The 18,035-nt window shown below is 66.3% G+C and carries 14 protein-coding genes; 10 read left to right on the top strand and 4 right to left on the bottom strand.

Annotated features, from left to right (window positions below; all coding sequences use genetic code 11):
- Positions 1-46: 46 nt before the first annotated feature.
- Entirely contained in the window at positions 47-547 is a 501-nt protein-coding gene (locus BN972_RS15040) for a hypothetical protein (RefSeq protein ID WP_036359283.1), read from the bottom strand.
- A 216-nt stretch (positions 548-763) separates the two neighbouring features.
- On the opposite strand from BN972_RS15040, the gene aceE reads away from it, so the two are divergent.
- From aceE to BN972_RS14995, 8 genes are all read left to right on the top strand, one after another.
- Positions 764-3,556 (top strand): pyruvate dehydrogenase (acetyl-transferring), homodimeric type, encoded by a 2,793-nt coding sequence (gene aceE / locus BN972_RS15035; protein WP_036359280.1) that lies wholly within the window; start codon positions 764-766, stop codon positions 3,554-3,556.
- A gap of 183 nt (positions 3,557-3,739) precedes the next feature.
- A complete protein-coding gene (locus BN972_RS15030) occupies positions 3,740-5,071 on the top strand; it encodes a PucR family transcriptional regulator (protein ID WP_036359277.1) in 1,332 nt (443 codons plus the stop codon).
- A 137-nt stretch (positions 5,072-5,208) separates the two neighbouring features.
- Positions 5,209-6,117: an ACP S-malonyltransferase gene (locus BN972_RS15025; protein WP_036359274.1), complete on the top strand. Its 909-nt coding sequence runs from the start codon at positions 5,209-5,211 to the stop codon at positions 6,115-6,117.
- Between the two features lie 75 nt (positions 6,118-6,192).
- A complete protein-coding gene (gene acpM, locus BN972_RS15020; RefSeq protein WP_036359271.1) occupies positions 6,193-6,540 on the top strand; it encodes a meromycolate extension acyl carrier protein AcpM in 348 nt (115 codons plus the stop codon).
- Positions 6,537-7,787 (top strand): 3-oxoacyl-ACP synthase KasA, encoded by a 1,251-nt coding sequence (gene kasA, locus BN972_RS15015; protein ID WP_036359268.1) that lies wholly within the window; start codon positions 6,537-6,539, stop codon positions 7,785-7,787. Before acpM ends, kasA begins: the two co-directional genes overlap by 4 nt.
- Before the next feature lie 78 nt (positions 7,788-7,865).
- Complete coding sequence (kasB, locus tag BN972_RS15010) at positions 7,866-9,119, top strand: 3-oxoacyl-ACP synthase KasB (protein WP_036359265.1); 1,254 nt, start codon at positions 7,866-7,868, stop codon at positions 9,117-9,119.
- 74 nt (positions 9,120-9,193) lie between these two features.
- Positions 9,194-10,615: an acyl-CoA carboxylase subunit beta gene (locus BN972_RS15005; protein ID WP_036359262.1), complete on the top strand. Its 1,422-nt coding sequence runs from the start codon at positions 9,194-9,196 to the stop codon at positions 10,613-10,615.
- 638 nt (positions 10,616-11,253) lie between these two features.
- On the top strand, positions 11,254-11,802 hold the full coding sequence (locus tag BN972_RS14995) for a TetR/AcrR family transcriptional regulator (protein ID WP_036359259.1): 549 nt from the start codon (positions 11,254-11,256) through the stop codon (positions 11,800-11,802).
- 64 nt (positions 11,803-11,866) lie between these two features.
- Here BN972_RS14995 and BN972_RS14990 read toward each other — a convergent pair whose 3' ends face one another.
- From BN972_RS14990 to BN972_RS14980, 3 genes are all read right to left on the bottom strand, one after another.
- A complete protein-coding gene (locus BN972_RS14990; RefSeq protein ID WP_036359257.1) occupies positions 11,867-13,195 on the bottom strand; it encodes an MFS transporter in 1,329 nt (442 codons plus the stop codon).
- A 125-nt stretch (positions 13,196-13,320) separates the two neighbouring features.
- Positions 13,321-14,859: a glycerol-3-phosphate dehydrogenase/oxidase gene (locus tag BN972_RS14985; protein WP_099051092.1), complete on the bottom strand. Its 1,539-nt coding sequence runs from the start codon at positions 14,857-14,859 to the stop codon at positions 13,321-13,323.
- Complete coding sequence (locus BN972_RS14980; protein WP_036359253.1) at positions 14,859-15,431, bottom strand: TetR/AcrR family transcriptional regulator; 573 nt, start codon at positions 15,429-15,431, stop codon at positions 14,859-14,861. The genes BN972_RS14985 and BN972_RS14980 overlap by 1 nt, the downstream gene beginning before the upstream one ends.
- Positions 15,432-15,478: 47 nt before the next feature.
- On the opposite strand from BN972_RS14980, the gene BN972_RS14975 reads away from it, so the two are divergent.
- On the top strand, positions 15,479-17,059 hold the full coding sequence (locus BN972_RS14975; RefSeq protein WP_099051136.1) for an FAD-binding oxidoreductase: 1,581 nt from the start codon (positions 15,479-15,481) through the stop codon (positions 17,057-17,059).
- Positions 17,056-17,997 carry a diacylglycerol kinase gene (locus BN972_RS14970; protein WP_036359248.1) on the top strand — a complete coding sequence of 314 codons (942 nt, stop codon included), beginning with the start codon at positions 17,056-17,058 and terminating at the stop codon, positions 17,995-17,997. Before BN972_RS14975 ends, BN972_RS14970 begins: the two co-directional genes overlap by 4 nt.
- The last annotated feature ends 38 nt before the right edge of the window (positions 17,998-18,035 follow it).

Below are 18,035 nucleotides of genomic sequence, written 5' to 3'. Positions count from 1 at the left end.
AAGCGACGACCGTTATCGTCGCACAGGCATCTCGGAACTCATACGGCTAACCCATGCACAGTTTCAGCGCCTTGGTCTTGGCGTCGTTCAGCCGATCAACCCGCTTATTGAACTCGCCGGTCGGAGCATGGGTACCGATCGCGTTGGCCACCTGACGAGCCGCGTCGTTGTAGGTGTTGAACGCGTCGCGCATCTGGGCCGGCAACGCCTCGCTGTAGCTGTTCTCCACCGCTGTCGCGCTGGCATTGAGCGCCTCGATGGCCGGGCCTTCGGTGGGCCCGGTGTTCCTGCCGCCGTTGAACGCCGCGACGAAGGCGTTCACCTTGTCAATGGCTTCCTTGCTGGTCGTAGCAAGCGCATCACATGAGGTCCGCATGGCCCGCGTCGTCACCGACGCCTGGCGCTGGGACTCGCGGACGCTGGAGGTCACCGAGGACGCCGACACCGAGGCGGACACCGATGATCGGTAGGCCGGCGCCAGGCTGGTGTCGGGCGAACCGCTTCCCTCGGTGACTTTCGTACAGCCGACGATGCCGATCGCCAGCATCGCAACACAGCCGAGAGCCAGGGCGCCTCGTCTGGGGAAGTCCCCCACGTGAATCACGGGATCTGACGTTACCGGGTCACGATCCCAACTGCCCCATTAGCACCGACTTTGATCGACTGGTGACGGCAGGCGTCGCCTATCCGCGGAGCACTCCGGTGCGGCACGATAGGAGGAAGATCGATCAAGTAGCTACCCTGCCACTTACAGGAGCAGAAGTTGACGACCGAGTTCGCCCGAAACGATCTGGCCAAAACCTCAAGTAGCACAAGCGAACCCGACCGGGTTCGGGTGATCCGCGAGGGCGTGGCGTCGTATCTGCCCGACATCGATCCCGAGGAGACTTCGGAGTGGCTGGAGTCCTTCGACGAGCTACTAGCGCGATCCGGGCCGGCGCGGGCACGGTATCTGATGCTGCGGATGCTAGAGCGGGCCGGTGATCAGCGGGTCGCCATCCCGTCGCTGACCTCGACGGACTACGTCAACACCATCCCGACCGAGCTGGAGCCGTGGTTTCCCGGCGACGAGGACGTCGAACGTCGCTATCGGGCATGGATCAGGTGGAACGCGGCCATCATGGTGCACCGCGCGCAACGTCCGGGCGTGGGTGTCGGCGGGCACATTTCGACGTATGCGTCTTCGGCCGCGCTCTATGAGGTCGGCTTTAACCACTTCTTCCGCGGCAAATCACACCCCGGCGGCGGCGACCAGGTCTTTATCCAGGGCCACGCCTCCCCCGGCATCTATGCGCGCGCATTCCTGGAAGGACGGCTGAGCACCGACCGCCTCGACGGGTTCCGCCAAGAACACAGCCACGCCGCCGGCGGACTGCCGTCCTATCCGCACCCCCGGCTGATGCCCGATTTCTGGGAGTTCCCGACGGTGTCGATGGGGCTGGGCCCACTCAACGCCATCTACCAGGCGCGGTTCAACCACTACCTGCACGACCGAGGCATCAAGGACACCTCCCAGCAGCACGTGTGGTGCTTCCTCGGCGACGGCGAGATGGACGAACCGGAAAGTCGCGGTTTGGCGCACGTCGGCGCGCTGGAGGGCCTGGACAACCTGACCTTCGTCATCAACTGCAACCTGCAGCGGCTCGACGGGCCGGTGCGCGGCAACGGCAAGATCATCCAGGAGCTCGAATCGTTCTTCCGCGGCGCCGGCTGGAACGTCATCAAGGTGGTGTGGGGCCGCGAATGGGACGCCCTGCTGCACGCCGACCGCGACGGCGCACTGGTCAACCTGATGAACACCACGCCCGACGGGGACTACCAGACCTATAAGGCCAACGACGGTGCCTACGTCCGCGACCACTTCTTCGGACGCGACCCGCGCACGAAGGCCCTAGTCGAGAACATGAGCGACTCCGAGATCTGGAACCTCAAGCGCGGCGGCCACGACTACCGCAAGGTGTACGCGGCCTACCGCGCCGCCGTCGACCACCAGGGCCAGCCCACGGTGATCCTGGCCAAGACGATCAAGGGTTACTCGCTGGGCGCGCACTTCCAGGGCCGCAACGCCACCCACCAGATGAAAAAGCTTGCGTTGGAAGACCTCAAGCATTTCCGGGACGCCATGCGGATTCCGATCAGCGACGCCCAGCTGGAGGAAGACCCTTACCTGCCGCCGTACTACCACCCCGGCCCCGACGCACCGGAGATCCGCTACCTGCTGGACAGGCGCCGCACCCTGGGCGGCTTCCTGCCGGAGCGCCCGACCAAGAGCAAGGCGCTCAAACTGCCGGGACCCGAAACCTACAAGGCGCTGAAGAAGGGTTCTGGCCAGCAGGAGGTCGCCACCACCATGGCGCTGGTGCGGACCTTCAAAGGGTTGTTGCGGGACAAGGAGATCGGGCCGCGGATCGTCCCGATCATCCCCGACGAAGCCCGCACGTTCGGCATGGACTCGTGGTTCCCGTCGCTCAAGATCTACAACCGGCTCGGCCAGCTGTACACCGCGGTGGACGCCGAGCTGATGCTCGCTTATAAGGAAAGCGAAGTCGGCCAGATCCTGCACGAGGGCATCAATGAGGCCGGGTCGGTGGGCTCGTTCACCGCAGCCGGCACCTCCTATGCCACCCACAATGAGCCGATGATCCCGCTCTACATCTTCTATTCGATGTTCGGATTTCAGCGCACTGGCGACGGGTTGTGGGCCGCGGCCGACCAGATGGCCCGCGGCTTCGTGCTCGGCGCCACCGCCGGGCGCACCACGCTGACCGGCGAGGGTCTGCAGCACGCCGACGGCCACTCGTTGCTGCTGGCGGCCACCAACCCGGCAGTAGTGTCCTACGACCCGGCGTTCGCCTTCGAGATCGCCTACATCGTGAAAAGCGGCCTGCAGCGGATGTTCGGCGAGAACCCGGAGAACGTCTACTTCTACCTCACGCTTTACAACGAGCCCTATCCCCAGCCGCCCGAGCCGGACGACCTCGACGCCGAGGGGTTGTTGCGCGGCATCTACCGCTATCGCGCGGCTAAGGAAGAACGGGGCAGCACCGCCCAGATCCTGGCCTCGGGGGTGTCGGTGCCGGACGCGCTCAAGGCGGCCGACCTGCTGGCCAGGGACTGGGATGTCGCGGCCGACGTGTGGTCGGTGACCAGCTGGGGCGAATTGAACCGGGACGGGGTCGCGGTGGAGAAGCAACGGCTCCGCCATCCCGACCAGCCCGCCGGCGAGGCCTACATCACCAAGGTGCTGGCTGACTGCCGCGGCCCGGTCATCGCCGTGTCGGATTGGATGCGGGCGGTGCCCGAGCAGATCCGGCCCTGGGTGCCGGGCACCTACCTGACGCTGGGAACCGACGGGTTCGGCTTCTCCGACACCCGGCCCGCTGCCCGCCGTTTCTTCAACACCGACGCCGAGTCGGTGGTGGTCGGGGTGCTACAGGCGCTGGCCCGCGACGGCGAGATCGACTCGTCGGCGGCCGTCAAGGCCGCCCAGCAGTACAAGATCGACGAGGTCCAGGCCGCCTCTGGCCAGGAGTCCGACGCCGGCGAGGCGACTTAGCCGTCGCGCTCCCGCCTTGGCCCCGCTCCTTCTAGCCGAGCGTCACGCCAGCGTGGCATTCGACGCCGAGCGTCACCCCAGCGTGACGCTCGGCGACGGGGGGGCGGCGCGCCCGCACGCACGACGCGCTCAACGCACGGCTCTTTGGGGGAATCTTCCAGAAACAAGGCGTAGCTTTTAGGAGTGAACGACAACCAGTTTGCTCAGCTCGGCCGCTTCGGGTCTGCGACCAGATCGCCGCTGGAGATGCTGGACAGCGTTCCCGACTCGCTGCTGCGGCGGCTCAAGCAGTATTCCGGCCGGTTGGCCACCGAAGCCGTCTCGGCCATGCAGGAGCGGCTACCGTTCTTCGCCGACCTGGAAGCCTCCCAGCGCGCCAGCGTCGCGCTGGTGGTGCAGACGGCAGTGGTCAACTTCGTGGAGTGGATGCAGGACCCCCACAGCAACGTCAGCTACACCGCGAAGGCCTTCGAACTGGTCCCCCAGGACCTGACCCGACGCATCGCCCTGCGCCACACCGTGGACATGGTCCGGGTCACGATGGAGTTCTTCGAAGAGGTCGTACCGCTGCTGGCGCGCTCCGAAGAGCAATTGACCGCGCTCACGGTCGGCATCCTCAAATACAGCCGCGACCTGGCCTTCACCGCGGCAACCGCGTACGCCGACGCCGCCGAGGCGCGCGGCGCCTGGGACAGCCGGATGGAGGCCAGCGTCGTCGACGCGATCGTGCGCGGTGACACCGGGCCCGAGCTGTTGTCCCGCGCCGCTGCACTGAACTGGGATACCACCGCGCCGGCGACGGTCGTGGTGGGCACGCCCGCCCCTGGTCGCGCCGGGGCCAACGTCGACGGCAGCGAGCGGGCCAGTCAGGACGTCCGCGACATCGCCGCGCGGCATGGCCGGGCAGCCCTGACCGACGTGCACGGCACCTGGCTGGTCGCGATCGTATCGGGCCAGCTGTCGCCCACAGACAAATTCTTGAAGGACCTGCTCGGCGCGTTCTCCGACGACCCGGTGGTGATCGGGCCGACGGCGCCGATGCTCACGGCGGCGTATCACAGCGCCAGCGAAGCGATTTCGGGCATGAACGCGGTGCCGGGCTGGCGCGGGGCGCCGCGGCCGGTGCTGGCCCGCGAGCTGCTGCCCGAACGCGCGTTGATGGGCGATGCCTCAGCGATCGTCGCGCTGCACACCGACGTGATGCGCCCACTGGCCGACGCCGGGCCGACGCTCGTCGAGACTCTGGACGCTTTCTTAGATTCCGGCGGTGCGATTGAGGCTTGTGCCAGGAAGTTGTTCGTTCATCCAAACACCGTGCGCTACCGGCTCAAGCGGATCACCGACTTCACCGGGCGAGATCCCACGCAACCACGCGATGCCTACGTCCTTCGGGTCGCCGCGACGGTCGGTCAACTGAACTATCCGACCGCCAACACCATTAGCGCTAATATTCCCGTGCCTCCGCTTCCGTCCCCGGTCAGAGGCGGTATTGCGTCCAACAAGGGCGGACTGTGATTTAGCCGACAGATCGCGGGTGTATCTCAAACACGTAGCTTACGGAGCTATTTTGTAGGAGGTATACAAAAACCTAAGACAAGGTTCATAATCTGTTACACCGCGCAAACCCCGCTTCACAGTGTTCTCTTAGACACGTGATTGCGTTGCTTGCTCCCGGACAGGGTTCCCAGACCGAGGGAATGCTCGCGCCGTGGCTGGAATTGCCCGGCGCGGCGGACCAGATCGCGGCTTGGTCTCAGGCCAGCGGCCTGGATCTGGCTCGGCTGGGTACCAGCGCATCGACGGAAGAGATCACCGACACGGCGATCGCTCAACCGTTGATCGTTGCGGCGACCCTGCTGGCTCACCAGGAACTCACCCGGCGCGGCCTGCTGGCCGATCAGGACCTCATCGTTGCCGGCCACTCCGTCGGCGAAATCGCGGCCTACGCGATCGCCGGTGTGCTGGCCGCCGATGACGCCGTCATGCTGGCCGCCACCCGCGGCGCCGAGATGGCCAAGGCCTGCGCGGCCGAGCCCACCGGCATGTCCGCCGTGCTTGGTGGCGACGAGGCCGAGGTGCTGACCCGCCTCGAGCAGCTCGACCTGGTGCCGGCCAACCGCAACGCCGCCGGCCAGATTGTGGCCGCCGGTCGTCTGACCGCGTTAGAGAAGCTCGCCGAGGACCCGCCGGCCAAGGCCCGCGTCCGCGCGCTGGGCGTGGCCGGAGCGTTCCACACCGAGTTCATGGCCCCTGCCCTCGACGGTTACGCCGCCGCCGCAGCCAAGGTCAGCACGGCCGAGCCCACCGCGACGCTGCTGTCGAACTTCGACGGACAGCCAGTGGCGTCCGCCGCCGCGGCGATGCAAAGCCTGGTGTCGCAGCTGACCCGCCCGGTGCGCTGGGACCTGTGCACCGCGACATTGCGCGAACAGAATGTTTCGGCGATCGTGGAGTTCCCGCCCGCGGGCACTCTGACCGGCATCGCCAAACGCGAACTTCGGGGGGTTCCGACGCGAGCCGTCAAGTCACCCGCAGATCTGGACGAACTGGCGAATCTTTAATCCGCCGGCTTCGCGCCAGAACCACTAAGTACGTCAAATCGGTTTACACACAACATATTACGAAGGGAACTAACTGTGGCCGTCAGTCAGGAAGAAATCATCGCCGGTATCGCCGAGATCATCGAAGAGGTCACCGGTATCGAGCCCTCCGAGGTCACCCCGGAGAAGTCGTTCGTCGACGACCTGGACATCGACTCGCTGTCGATGGTTGAGATCGCCGTTCAGACCGAGGACAAGTACGGCGTGAAGATCCCGGACGAGGACCTCGCCGGTCTGCGCACCGTCGGTGACGTCGTCGCCTACATCCAGAAGCTCGAGGAAGAGAACCCCGAGGCTGCCGAGGCGCTGCGCGCGAAGCTCGAGACGGAGAACCCCGAGGCCGTCGCGAACGTCAAGTCCAGGCTGGAAGCGGAGAGCAAGTGACCAAGCCTTCCACTGCTAATGGCGGTTACCCCAACGTTGTGGTAACCGCCGTCGCGGCGACGACTTCTATCGCGCCGGACATCGAGAGCACGTGGAAGGGCTTGCTGGCCGGAGAAAGCGGCATCCACGTCCTCGAAGACGAGTTCGTCACCAAATGGGACCTACCAGCCAAGATCGGTGGCCACCTCAAGGAACCCGTCGACAACCACATGGGCCGTCTCGACTTGCGGCGCATGTCCTACGTCCAGCGGCTGGCCAAGTTGCTGAGCGGGCAGTTGTGGGAAACCGCAGGTGCTCCCGAGGTCGACCCCGACCGCTTCAGCGTCGTGGTCGGCACCGGCCTGGGCGGTGCAGAGCGGATCGTGGAGAGCTACGACCTGATGAACGAGGGCGGCCCCCGCAAGGTGTCGCCGCTCGCCGTTCAGATGATCATGCCTAACGGCGCCGCAGCCGTGGTCGGCCTGCAGCTCGGGGCCCGCGGTGGGGTTATCACTCCGGTGTCGGCCTGCTCTTCGGGCTCGGAGGCCATCGGCCACGCGTGGCGCCAGATCGTCATGGGGGACGCTGACTTCGCCGTCTGCGGCGGGGTCGAAGGCCCCATCGAGGCGCTGCCGATCGCGGCGTTCTCGATGATGCGGGCCATGTCGACGCGAAACGACGAGCCAGAGCGCGCGTCGCGGCCGTTCGACAAGGACCGCGACGGCTTCGTGTTCGGCGAAGCCGGGGCGCTGATGATCATCGAGACCGAGGAGCACGCCAAGGCCCGTGGCGCCAAGCCGCTGGCCCGGTTGATGGGTGCCGGCATCACGTCCGATGCCTTCCACATGGTGGCTCCCGACCCCAACGGCGAACGCGCCGGCAAGGCGATGACCCGAGCGATGGAGTTGGCCGGCCTGTCCCCCAACGACATCGACCACGTCAACGCGCACGGAACCGCGACACCGATCGGCGACGCTGCCGAAGCCAACGCAATCAGAGCGGCCGGCTGTGAATCCGCCGCTGTTTACGCGCCGAAGTCGGCGCTTGGGCACTCGATCGGCGCTGTTGGCGCGCTGGAATCGGTGCTGACGGTGCTGACCCTTCGGGACGGAGTCATCCCACCGACGCTGAATTATGAGACCCCCGATCCAGAGATCGACCTTGATGTTGTCGCCGGTGAGCCTCGTTACGGCGAGTACCGCTACGCGATCAACAACTCGTTCGGCTTCGGTGGTCACAACGTGGCGCTCGCCTTCGGGCGCTACTGAGCAGGGCGTCCGGCATCAACGCAGACCGCATGCGGTCGGCGAAGCTGGACAGGCACGGAAGGAACGTTTGTTACACCAATGACGGAGCTGGTCACCGGGAAATCGCTCCCGAACGTGGTCGTCACCGGCATCGCCATGACGACCGCCATAGCAACTGACGCCGAGAACACATGGAAGTGTCTGCTCGACGGTCAAAGCGGGATCCGCAAGCTCGACGACCCATTCGTCGAGGAGTTCGACCTGCCAGTCAGAATCGGCGGACACCTACTGGAGGAGTTCGATCACCACCTGACTCGGGTCGAGCTGCGCCGCACCGGCTACCTGCAGCGGATGTCCACCGTGCTGAGTCGTCGTGTCTGGGAGAACGCCGGCTCACCCGAGGTCGACCCCAACCGGCTGATGGTCTCCATCGGTACCGGGCTGGGCTCGTCGGAAGAGATGGTTTTCGCCTACGACGACATGCGCGCTCGGGGCATGAAGGCCGTCTCGCCGCTGGGTGTGCAGAAGTACATGCCCAACGGTGCCGCAGCGGCGGTGGGGCTCGAACGGCACGCCAAGGCCGGTGTCATCACTCCGGTGTCGGCGTGCGCGTCCGGTTCGGAAGGCATTGCCCAGGCCTGGCGCAACATCGTCTTCGGGGAAGCCGACATGGCGATCTGCGGTGGTGTCGAGACCAGGATCGAAGCGGTGCCGATCGCGGCGTTTGCCCAGATGCGCATCGTGATGTCCACCAAGAACGACGACCCGGTGGGTGCCTGCCGCCCGTTCGACAGGGACCGCAGCGGGTTCGTGTTCGGTGAGGCGGGCGCGCTGATGGTGATCGAAACCGAGGAGCACGCCAAGGCTCGTGGGGCCAACATCCTGGCCCGCATCATGGGCGCCAGCATCACCTCGGACGGCTACCACATGGTGGCGCCGGACCCCAACGGCGAACGCGCCGGGCACGCGATGAGCCGGGCGATTCAGCTCGCCGGGATCACCCCAGCCGAGATCGACCACGTCAACGCCCACGCCACCGGCACCTCGGTCGGCGACGTGGCCGAGGGCCGAGCGATCAACAACGCGCTGGGCGGTCACAAACCGGCCGTATACGCGCCGAAAGCCGCTCTCGGCCACTCGGTGGGTGCGGTCGGTGCAGTGGAGTCCATCCTGACCGTGCTGGCGTTGCGGGACCAGGTCGTTCCGCCGACTCTGAACCTGGAAAACCTCGACCCGGAAATCGACCTGGACGTGGTTGCCGGGAAGCCGCGGCCGGGGAATTACCGGTTCGCCATCAACAACTCGTTCGGATTCGGCGGTCACAACGTAGCGATCGCTTTCGGGCGCTACTAGAGGCCGCGCTACTAGAAAACGCCAAGGATCACCCGATACAACCAGAGCATCACTGTCGAACTAGGAGACCCGCGATGACAATCATGGCCCCCGAGGCGGTTGGCGAGTCGCTCGACCCTCGCGATCCACTACTGCGTCTGAGCAACTTCTTCGACGACGGCAGCATCGAGTTGTTGCACGAGCGTGACCGCTCTGGTGTGCTGGCAGCGGCGGGCACCGTCAACGGTGTCCGCACCATCGGGTTCTGCACCGACGGCACCGTTATGGGCGGCGCCATGGGCGTCGAGGGCTGCGCCCACATCGTCAACGCCTACGACACCGCGATCGAGGAGCAGAGCCCGATTGTGGGCATCTGGCACTCCGGCGGTGCTCGGCTGGCCGAGGGAGTGCGGGCCCTGCACGCCGTCGGGCAGGTCTTCGAGGCGATGATCCGTGCGTCCGGCTACATCCCGCAGATCTCGGTGGTGGTCGGCTTCGCGGCCGGCGGAGCCGCTTACGGGCCGGCGTTGACCGACGTCATCGTGATGGCACCCGAGAGCCGGGTGTTCGTCACCGGTCCCGACGTGGTGCGCAGTGTCACCGGCGAGGACGTCGACATGGCCTCACTCGGTGGGCCCGAGACCCACCACAAGAAGTCCGGCGTGTGCCACATCGTCGCCGACGACGAGCTCGACGCCTACGAGCGCGGTCGCCGGTTGGTCGGATTGTTCTGCCAGCAAGGTCATTTCGACCGCAGTAAGGCCGAGGCCGGTGACACCGACATCCGGGCGTTGCTGCCCGAGTCGGCGCGGCGGGCCTACGACGTGCACCCGATCGTCACCGCAATCCTGGACGAGGACACTCCGTTCGACGAGTTCCAGGCCAAGTGGGCGCCGTCGATGGTGGTCGGCCTGGGCCGCTTGTCGGGCCGGACGGTCGGCGTGCTGGCCAACAACCCGCTGCGCCTGGGTGGCTGCCTGAACTCCGAAAGTGCCGAGAAGGCAGCGCGTTTCGTGCGGCTGTGCGACGCGTTCGGTATTCCGCTGGTGGTCATCGTGGACGTGCCGGGGTACCTGCCCGGCGTCGACCAGGAGTGGGGCGGCGTGGTGCGACGTGGCGCCAAGCTGCTCCACGCGTTCGGTGAGGCCACCGTTCCGCGCGTCACGCTGGTGACGCGAAAGATCTACGGCGGGGCCTACATTGCGATGAACTCGCGCTCGCTGAACGCCACCAAGGTGTTCGCCTGGCCGGACGCCGAGGTTGCCGTGATGGGCGCCAAGGCCGCAGTGGGCATCCTGCACAAGCGCAAGCTGGCCGCCGCGCCCGAGCACGAGCGCGAAGCGCTGCACGACCAGCTGGCCGCCGAGCACGAGCGCATCGCCGGTGGGGTGGACAGCGCCATCGACATCGGCGTGGTGGACGAGAAGATCGACCCGTCGCACACTCGCAGCAAGCTCACCGAAGCGCTGGCCCAGGCGCCCGCACGCCGCGGTCGCCACAAGAACATCCCGCTGTAAGTCACCGCTTCCCGCGAGCAGACGCTGACGCCCCCGTTTCGTGCCCGAAACGGGGGCGTCAGCGTCTGCTCACCTCCAAGCAATTGGGATTGATCAAGCCGACAGCCGGGCCGCCGCAACCAGAGGTGCATGGTTCGGCCGTGGTTTCTCCTTAGGGCTGTTGCTGCCCACTGGGACAACCGCCATCCCGTGGCGTGGCCGCTGACTGCCACGTTGGCGACGGTATGTCTTCAGATACTGATCGATCTCATCCCGCCGCAACGGCGTCGCGAAGATACTGGTGTTGTTGGCGGAGTCGCCAACGCTGTGTGACTGGTCGAGCCTGCGAGAGCCGGCCCGGAACCCTGCAACCGCTACGACCAGACAAACAATCAGTCCAACGGCGGCGGCAATGGCCAGTGCGCTTTCAGCGGCGAGGGCGGCTACGAGCCCCCCGAGGAAGGCGAAAGCCAAAAGCAGCGATAAGTAAGCGAGTCCAACGACGTACACAGTCCGAAATTGCTTCAACACACACATCACCCTTTTCGATCTGAACACTGACCACCAATACTGCTACGCTACGCGTATCGTATCGATACGTTCAGTGTAGCGCATGATGGAGCAGCAATATTCCCGTCGAGCCAGAACGGTGGAGCTAGATGGTGCAGCGGCAGGCTGTCGAAGACGGCATCGCACAGTCCACGCTGGCCTTGTTGCGCGCCGGCGGTCCGCGCGCGGTTACGGTCGAGGCGGTTGCCTCGCACTCGGGCATCGCGAAGACAACGATTTACCGACGTCATCCCAATCGCCGGGACATGCTGTCCAGCGCCCTGGCACGAGTGGCCTCGCCCGAACCGCTGGATCCCCGGACGGGGGCACCCGATCGGCTTCGCTGGGTGGTCAAACATGCCGTCGAGATGATCGAGGACGGCATCGGACTTGGCGGCCTGGCGGCAATGCTCACCGAGGACGACCCCGAATTCGCCGCCTCGTTCCGACAGATCCTTTTCGACCAGCGCGCGAAACTCGCTGCCGCGATCGATCTGGGGAAAGCCGATGGTTCGATGCGGGCCGACCTCGATGCCGAGACGTTGATCGACGCGGTGGTCGGCGCCTACATCGCCGAAAGCGCCCGCACCGGATCGGTCGCGGATGGTTGGGAAGAGCGGTTGTTCAAACTTCTCTGGCCCGCCGCGCAAGCGGGGTGAGGACCACGCGCGAGCAGACGCAAAAGCCCCCGTTTCGGGTTCGAACCGGGGCTTTCACGTCTGCTCACCCAACACTGTTGCCCACCAACAACCGCGCTTCCTCCTCAGTCTCGACCGACGGCCCAGACCCCGGCAACGGCTTACCAGCTACCTCCGGCGTGAACAACAGCGTCACCACACCCACCACCCCAGCGAACATCAGCATGTACGCCGGCACCATCACGTTGCCGGTGGCCGATACCAAAGCCTGGGCGATCAGTGGCGTCACACCCCCAACCGTCGATATCGACAGGTTGTACGAAATCGCCAGCGCCCCATAGCGAACCTTGGTGGGAAACAACGCGGGCAGCGCCGACGGCGTCGTGCTGTCAAAGCACAACTCCATCAGCCCCACCAGCAGCACACCGATGAAGATCACCGGATAGGCCGAGCCGTGCAGCATCAGCAGAAACGCCGGGATCGACGCCACGATCAGCAGCCCACACCCAGTACGCATGATCGGTTTCACCCCGATCCGGTCCGACAGCTTCGCCACGAACACGATCGTCGCCATCAGCACGGCCAGCGTCGCCACGATCATCACCAGCGCGGGCGTTTCGGCAACGTGCACAACGGTTTTCAAGTAGGTGGGCAGGTAGCCGGTGACCATGAAGTCGGCAACCTGGGAGGTCAGCACCAGCGCAGCGCAGATCAGCATCGGCCGCCACTGCTCCACCACCGTGCGCCGGAACTGATTGCCTTTTTCCTCGGCCTCCGCCTCCTGATGGGCCTGCTCGAAGGCCGGAGACTCGCCCAGCCGCAACCGCATGTACAGCGCGATCAACCCCAGCGGCGCCGCCAGCAGCAGCGGCACCCGCCACCCCCAGGCCAGCCAGTCGTCGTCGGGCAGCCACGCCTGCAGCCCGGTGACCAGGAACCCGGCCACCACGAAGCCGATCAGGTTGCCCAGCGGCAGAAACCCGACCAGCATGCCGCGCTTGCGGTCCGGTGCCTGCTCTACCAAATAGGTCATCGCGCCGACGAACTCGCCGCCGGTCGACAGGCCCTGGAAGACCCGGGCGACGACAAGCAGGATCGGCGCCCAGATCCCGATCGTGCTGTATCCGGGCAGCAGGCCGCTCATCGTCGTCCCGATCGTCATCATCATGATGGTGATCACCAGGACACGCTTACGACCGATGCGGTCACCGAGCGGGCCGAAGATCATGCCGCCCACCGGACGCACCACGAACGCCGCCGCCAGCGTGCCGAAGGTGGCGATCAGATGGACGGCGCTGGCGCTGTTGCCGGGATAGAAGACCTGGGCAATCGTGGTGGCGATGTAGCCGTAGACCCCGAAGTCGTACCACTCCATGACGTTGCCGATCGCGGTGCCCGTGATTGCCCGAGACATCGCGCTGGAATCCGTCACGGTGATCTCGTCACGCGTCCACTGCTGGGGAGGCTGGGCAGGGCCAGAGGTGTTCATCGACACGTCTGTTACCCCTACTACAGCGGCTCCAACCAGCCGCGGCCGGGCTAACGCACTCCCGCCAGGAACTCCTCGGCTACCGACACAACCTTCTCGCGGTCCCTCGGCACCAGCCCGATGCGGGTGCGGCGATCGAGGATGTCGCCCACGTCCAGCGCGCCCTCGTGTGTCACGGCGTACTCGAACTCGGCCCGGGTGACGTCGATACCGTCGGCGACGGGATCGGTGGGTCGCTCGCACCGAGCCGACGCGACCACCGTCGCTGACTCGGCACCGTAGCGCGCCAGCAGGGAACCGGGTATCCCCCGGCCCGGTCCCGCCGCTGGCCCCGGATTCGCCGGCGCGCCGACCAGTGGCAGGTTGCGAGTCCGGCACGGGGCGGCGCGCAGCTGTCGCAGGCTGATGGCGCGGTTCAGCACATCCTCTGCCATGTACCGGTATTCGGTGAGTTTGCCGCCGACGACGCTGATAACGCCGGTCGGCGACTCGAAGATGGCGTGGTCGCGGGAGACGTCGGCGGTGCGGCCCGCACCGGTATCGATCAGCGGCCGCAGTCCCGCGTAGGAACCGATCACGTCGGCGGCCGAGACCTCGGTGCCCAGCGCGGTGTTAACGGTGTCCAGCAGGAAGGAAACTTCGGCCGAAGAAGGTTCCGGCACATCGGGAATTGCGCCCGGCGCGTCCTCGTCGGTCAGTCCGAGATAGATCCGGCCCAGCTGCTCGGGCATTGCGAACACGAACCTGTTCAGCTCCCCCGGGATCGGAATGGTCAGCGCCGCAGTCGGATTGCCGAACGCACTGGCATTGAACACCAAATGCGTTCCCCGGCTTGGCCGTAACTTCAGCGCTGGGTCGATGTCCCCCGCCCAAACCCCCGCGGCATTGATCACCGCACCGGCCGACAAATCGAACGACTCGCCACTGCGCTGGTCGGTCAACCGCACCGAGGTGGCGGTCGCGTCGGATGCCGCGACATAGGTGAGTATCCGCGCGCCATGCTGGGCGGCGGTGCGCGCTACTGCCGTCACCAGCCGGGCATCGTCAATCAGCTGCCCGTCGTAGTTGAGCAGTCCCCCCGCCAGGCCTTCCCGGCGCACGGTGGGCGCCATCTCGACCACGCGGCTTGCCGAGATGCGCCGCGACCGGGGTAGCGTCGACGACGAGGTACCCGCCAGCACCCGCAGCGCGTCACCGGCCAGGAAGCCGACCCGGACCAACGCACGGCTCGCATGATTCATCGACGGCAACAGCGGAACCAGTTGCGGCATCGCATGAACCAGGTGCGGCGCGTTGCGGGTCATCAGTATTCCGCGCTCGACGGCGCTGCGCCGGGCGATGCCGATGTTGCCGCTGGCCAGGTAGCGCAGGCCGCCGTGCACCAGTTTCGAACTCCAGCGGCTGGTGCCGAACGCCAGGTCGTGCTTCTCCACCAGTGCCGTCCGCAGGCCGCGCGACGCCGCGTCCAACGCGATCCCGACGCCGGTGATGCCGCCGCCGATCACGGCGACGTCCACGGGTTCACCGTCGGCCAGGGCTTGGAGTTCGGAGGTACGACGGGCAGCGTTTAACGCGGTCGGGTGATCCATCAGGACAGGTATCCGTTCAGTGAGTGGGTGAGTTCGGCGGCGAGCGCTTCGTCGTCGAGGATCGGTTTGACGATGTCGGCGGATTGGATGGTCGACTGGGCGATCAGCAACACCATGGTTGCGAGCTGACGCGGGTCGCCGGGCCGCACACTGCCCGACCGCTGCGCAACTTCCAGCCGCGCCGCCATGCCTTCGATCAGGAACAACTGGCTGGCGCCGAGCCGCTCGGTGATGTAGACGCGGGCCAGCTCCGAGTGCATCACCGACATGATCAGTTCGTCCCGGCGCAACCGGTTCGCGACCGCGACCATCTGGTTCACCAGCGCCTCACGGTCGTCACCGTCGAACGGCACCTCACGCATCACCGCGGTGATGTGGTTGGTCAGCAAGGTCGACATGATCGACTGCGTGTCCGGCCAGCGGCGGTAGACCGTCGGACGGCTCACGCCGGCGCGACGGGCGATCTCGGCGAGGGTCACCCGGTCGGCGCCGAAATTCACCACACAGCTGGCCGCCGCGGCAAGGATTCGATCCCCGGTGTCCAGATTAGGATCGTTACTCATTGACACCATGTGTAATACTGTAACGCATGACGCACCTCGAGCAACTCCTTCCGCCGATGAAATGGAACGCGTGGGGAGATCCCGCCGCCGCCAAGCCGCTGTCCGAGGGGATCCGGTCCCTGCTCAAGCAGGTTGTGGGACTTGATGATTCGGCGCCAACCGAGCTGGAAGCCGACCAGGTGACGCTGCGCCCGACCGCCCTGTCGCAGGAAGACCAGGACGGGCTCGCCAAGATCGTCGGCCCTGAGTTCTTCCGCACCGCGGATCGCGACCGCTTGTTGCACGCCGGCGGCAAGTCCACTCCGGACCTGCTGCGCCGTAAGGACCGGGGCGTCCAGGATGCTCCCGACGCGGTACTGCTACCGGGCGACGACGAGGCCGTCGCCGCCATCCTCGGTTACTGCTCCGACCGCGGCATCGCCGTCGTCCCGTTCGGCGGTGGGACCAACGTCACCGGCGGGCTCGATCCGACCCGCGGTCAGTTCGGTGCCGTGATCTCGCTGGATTTGCGGCGTTTCAACCAATTGCATTCCCTCGACGAGGTGTCCGGCATTGCCGAACTGGGCGGCGGCGTCACCGGCCCGGAGGCTGAACGGCTGCTCGGCGAGCGCGGCTTCTCGCTCGGGCATTTCCCGCAGAGCTTTGAGTACGCCACCATCGGCGGCTTCGCCGCGACCCGGTCCTCGGGTCAGGATTCAGCTGGCTACGGCCGCTTCAACGACATGATCCTCGGTCTGCGCTTGGTCACCCCGGTCGGCGTATGGGACCTGGGCAGAGTGGCGGCCTCAGCCGCCGGACCCGACCTGCGCCAGCTGGCGATCGGTTCCGAAGGCACGCTCGGCGTCATCACCAAAGTCCGACTTCGGGTACACCGGGTGCCGGAAACCGCCCGCTACGAGGCCTGGTCGTTCCCGGACTTCGCCACCGGCGTCGCGGCGCTGCGCGCCGTCACCCAAACCGGCACCGGGCCGACCGTCGTCCGGCTCTCCGACGAGGCCGAAACCGGTGTCAACCTCGCGACCCATGAAACGATCGGCGAAAATCAAAGCGGGGGTGGGTGTTTGGGTCTGACGGTGTTCGAGGGCAGTAAAGAGCACACCGAGAGCCGGCACGCCGAGACCCGCGCACTGCTGCAGGCCCACGGCGGCACATCGCTGGGCGAAGAGCCGGCCAAGACCTGGGAGCACGGGAGGTTCAGCGCACCGTACCTGCGTGACTCCTTGCTGGCCGCCGGCGCGCTCTGCGAGACGTTGGAGACCGCCACCGACTGGTCCAACATCCCCGCGCTGAAGGCCGCGGTGACCGAAGCGCTGACGTCCTCGCTGGCCGAATCCGGCACTCCGGCACTGGTGATGTGCCACGTCTCCCACGTCTACCCCACCGGCGCGTCGTTGTACTTCACCGTGGTGGCCGGCCAGCGCGGCAACCCGCTCGAGCAGTGGTGGGCCGCCAAACGGGCCGCCTGCGATGCCATCATGGCCACCGGCGGCACCATCACTCATCACCATGCGGTGGGCGCCGACCACCGCGCGTGGATGCGCGAGGAGGTCGGTGATCTGGGCGTGCAGGTGTTGCGCGCGGTCAAGACAACTCTCGACCCGGCCGGAATCCTCAACCCCGGCAAGCTAATTCCGTGACCGCAGAAGACTCGGTTACCGGCCGGCTGAGCCGGCGCGAGATCGCCAGGGTGACCGCGCTGACCAATCCGCTGTCGGGCCACGGCGCCGCTGTCAGCGCATCGCATCGAGCGATCGCCCGGCTCAAGCATCGGGGTATCGAGGTCGTCGAGATCGTCGGTGAAGACGCGGACGACGCCCGGTACCTGCTGGCCGCCGCGGTCGAGAAGGGCACCGACGCGGTCGTGGTCACCGGCGGCGACGGCGTCATCTCCAACGCGTTGCAGGTGTTGGCCGGCACCGATGTCCCGTTGGGCATCATCCCGGCGGGCACGGGCAACGACCATGCCCGCGAATTTGGTATTCCCACAAAGGATCCCGAGGCCGCCGCGGATGTCGTGGTAGACGGATGGTCGGAAACCATTGACCTGGGCCGCATTCGCGACCGAAACGGCGTCGATAAGTGGTTCGGCACGGTCGCAGCCACCGGATTCGACTCGCTGGTGACCGACCGGGCCAACCGGATGACCTGGCCGCACGGACGCCTGCGCTACTACCTCGCCATGTTCGCCGAACTGTCGCAGCTGCGCCTGTTGCCGTTCCGGATGGTGCTGGACGGAACACACGAGATCGAGGCCGATCTCACCATGACCGCCTTCGGCAACATGCGGAGCTACGGCGGTGGAATGCTGATCTGCCCCAACGCCGATCGGACCGACGGCCTGCTCGATCTGACCATGGTCAAGTCCGAGTCACGGACCAAGCTGATTCGCTTCTTTCCCACCGCCATCAAGGGCACCCACATCGGACTCGACGAGGTGACCACCGCGCGAGCCAAGACAGTCGATGTCGAGTGTCCGGGGATCAACGTCTATGCCGACGGCGACTTCGCGTGTCCGCTGCCGGCCGAGATCTCGGCGGTACCGGCGGCACTGCACGTCCTGCGTCCCCGCGGTTGAAAGTGCACAATCCGGGCGACGCCTAATGTGCAAACTGC

Source organism: Mycobacterium asiaticum DSM 44297 (assembly GCF_000613245.1).
Classification (GTDB): Bacteria; Actinomycetota; Actinomycetes; order Mycobacteriales; family Mycobacteriaceae; genus Mycobacterium; species Mycobacterium asiaticum.
This window is presented reverse-complemented; position numbering and strand designations above follow the sequence as displayed.